This is a genomic window from Klebsiella sp. AqSCr, from assembly GCF_008452795.1.
Classification (GTDB): Bacteria; Pseudomonadota; Gammaproteobacteria; order Enterobacterales; family Enterobacteriaceae; genus Klebsiella; species Klebsiella pneumoniae.
The window spans coordinates 1-2137 of the sequence record NZ_MJDM01000043.1; the positions used below are offsets into that span (position 1 = coordinate 1).

Here is a 2137-nt window from a genome sequence, read left to right on the forward strand (position 1 = left end):
GCGGCCCGGTTTTCCCGGCGCCGCAGGCGCGCGGTCTTTCGAGGCGCGGCCAGACGGGGACCGATGCCCCCTTCGCCTGCTCTGTTCCCGAATCAGTCAACAAACATCGAGACCGGGATTTGAAATCGATTTGCCAGCGCCCGCATGTGATCAAAGGTCAGACTGCGTTCACCACTGAGGATCCGGCTGACGAGCGATTTATTACCTATCTCGTTTTCGAAATCGGACTGAGAAAGCCCGTATTGCTGCATAAGAACCCGCAGCAACGATACACCGTTTTTGCCTGCTTCGAAGCGCGTATTAAATTCTTCAAATTCCACCGCGTTATCTTCCCAGGCATCGATGCGGGCAGTCAGCATATCAACCAGCGGGCTGTCCGGATCATGTTCCAGAAGATATTCAACGAGTTTACGTGCCTCTTCGTAATCTTTGCGGGACGAACTGCCACCCAGCAGAGGGACAATACTCGCCAGGTCATTCACCGCTTTATTGGCATCGCTAATCATTCAAACCTGCTGAATTTTAAAGTTAACACCGCAGGCTCTGGCGTACCGAACCAGCGTCTGAATACTCATTCGCGAAGCGTTCTTCTCCATACGTGAGATAGTAGGCGCTTTGATGCCCATACGTTCTGCAACCTGTGCCGACGTCAAACCCGCTTCTTTTCTCCATGTTGCTAAGGTTTCCCGAAGTAGCTCCGAGGCTTCTTCTGCCTCGAATGCCGCGCTGTACTCATGATCGTTCATTGCTTCGGTATGAACCTGGCTAAGGGTTTTATATTTCATTCTGCATTTCCTCCAGTCTGCGAAGTGCCTGATCTATTTCTGCCGGGGGCGTTTTTGGCGATTTTTTGATAAAGATCCGAAGTAGAAAAATACGTTCACCACTCTGATATACCCAGATTCCGCGGGCGATATCTGCCCCCATTGTACGTATTTCGAAAAGGCCGTTTCCAAGCGGCTTGGTATCTGGCTCGCGTAGCTGGCGAGGGTTTGCTTCCAGCTTCATGAGTAGCCTGGCCATTTTTGCACGAATGGCAGCAGGCAGAGCCGTAAACTCTTTTTCAGCCTCATCATGAAAGATGACTGTGAACATGAATGTAATCTCTGGTCCGTATGTGTATACGTTAGCTTAAAAGCTAACTTAGCTCAAGAGCTAAGTTAGCTGACTTCTCACTACCCGATCTTTACAATCTCAATACCCAGCATAAGAGCGATGAATTCCGCTTTGTTCTGAAGCAACCAGGTGCGTGCTTCGGGTGCCTGAGCTTTGCTGATATCGATATCAAACTGATTAAGCGCTGCAGCATCGGCGTGTCCGAGTGTAATACCGCGCCACTGCATCCCCGCATAATAGGCGTTCCCTGCCCCCTGCTGGATTTGTCTTTTCACGTGTTCCATTGCCCAGACCTCATTCCACACCCAGACGGCGGAACATATCGGCGATGATATTCCGGCGCGTATATGAAGCACCTGCGGCTTTCAGATCGGCCAGCACGTTATAGGCGTAACTGGCATCCTTTCCATGAAAAGCGATCACCTTTTCCGCTTTTGGTTCAAAACAGGATGGGGAAGTTTCCCGGGAGAAAACCTCTGATGAGTGTTGATGGCCGTATACTTTCATTTTGCGTTACCTCTGGTCTTTAAGGGATGGCAGCGATACGCCGCCATCCGTGTTTATTTCTCAGCAGTCGTTTGCCGCCAGTTCACTCATCAGTACATCCCGTGCTTCCAGCGCGCGTTCCTCTTCGGCTAGCGTCAGCAGATAGCCGCGCTTTGCCGCAGCGCCCATTAACACCGGACGGTCTTTCAACGGCAGCGCATCCAGATAATCCAGCGCACCACCCAGCAGATGGGCCTGATACAGCTCGTAATGCATCCCGCAGCTCCGACCAGCCTTTTTCTCGATACGTTCAAGCACTACATCGGCGCGGATAACATCGAACGGGTTTCGGGAATGAATGTTGCGCACAAAACCGTCAGTCCGGAGGGTTGTGCTTTCTTTGGTGGAGGGTTTTTCGTTGACGTTTTGTGTGCTCATCCAGCTTTCTCCTTTGTCTGTTTTTCTGCCTTTTAAAACCATCACCCGTTGAGTTGCCGGGGCCGCGGTTTTGACTTTGTGCGGGGACCTGCTGAAC

At 51.5% G+C, this 2137-nt stretch carries 6 protein-coding genes; all 6 read right to left on the bottom strand.

Going from position 1 to position 2137, the window contains the following annotated elements:
• Positions 1-92: 92 nt before the first annotated feature.
• Complete coding sequence (locus BHE81_RS26310) at positions 93-506, bottom strand: helix-turn-helix domain-containing protein (protein WP_004182074.1); 414 nt, start codon at positions 504-506, stop codon at positions 93-95.
• The gene (locus BHE81_RS26315) at positions 507-785 is read right to left on the bottom strand and encodes a helix-turn-helix domain-containing protein (protein ID WP_004152721.1); all 279 of its coding nucleotides are present in this window, start codon (positions 783-785) and stop codon (positions 507-509) included.
• Positions 775-1095, bottom strand: coding sequence for a type II toxin-antitoxin system RelE/ParE family toxin (locus BHE81_RS26320; RefSeq protein ID WP_004152720.1), 321 nt, complete (start codon positions 1093-1095; stop codon positions 775-777). Before BHE81_RS26320 ends, BHE81_RS26315 begins: the two co-directional genes overlap by 11 nt.
• An 80-nt stretch (positions 1096-1175) precedes the next feature.
• Positions 1176-1400: a hypothetical protein gene (locus BHE81_RS26325; protein WP_014343499.1), complete on the bottom strand. Its 225-nt coding sequence runs from the start codon at positions 1398-1400 to the stop codon at positions 1176-1178.
• 10 nt (positions 1401-1410) lie between these two features.
• On the bottom strand, positions 1411-1623 hold the full coding sequence (locus tag BHE81_RS26330; RefSeq protein ID WP_019706020.1) for a hypothetical protein: 213 nt from the start codon (positions 1621-1623) through the stop codon (positions 1411-1413).
• Positions 1624-1683: 60 nt separating this feature from the next.
• On the bottom strand, positions 1684-2040 hold the full coding sequence (locus BHE81_RS26335) for a hypothetical protein (protein ID WP_004152717.1): 357 nt from the start codon (positions 2038-2040) through the stop codon (positions 1684-1686).
• Between the last annotated feature and the right edge of the window lie 97 nt (positions 2041-2137).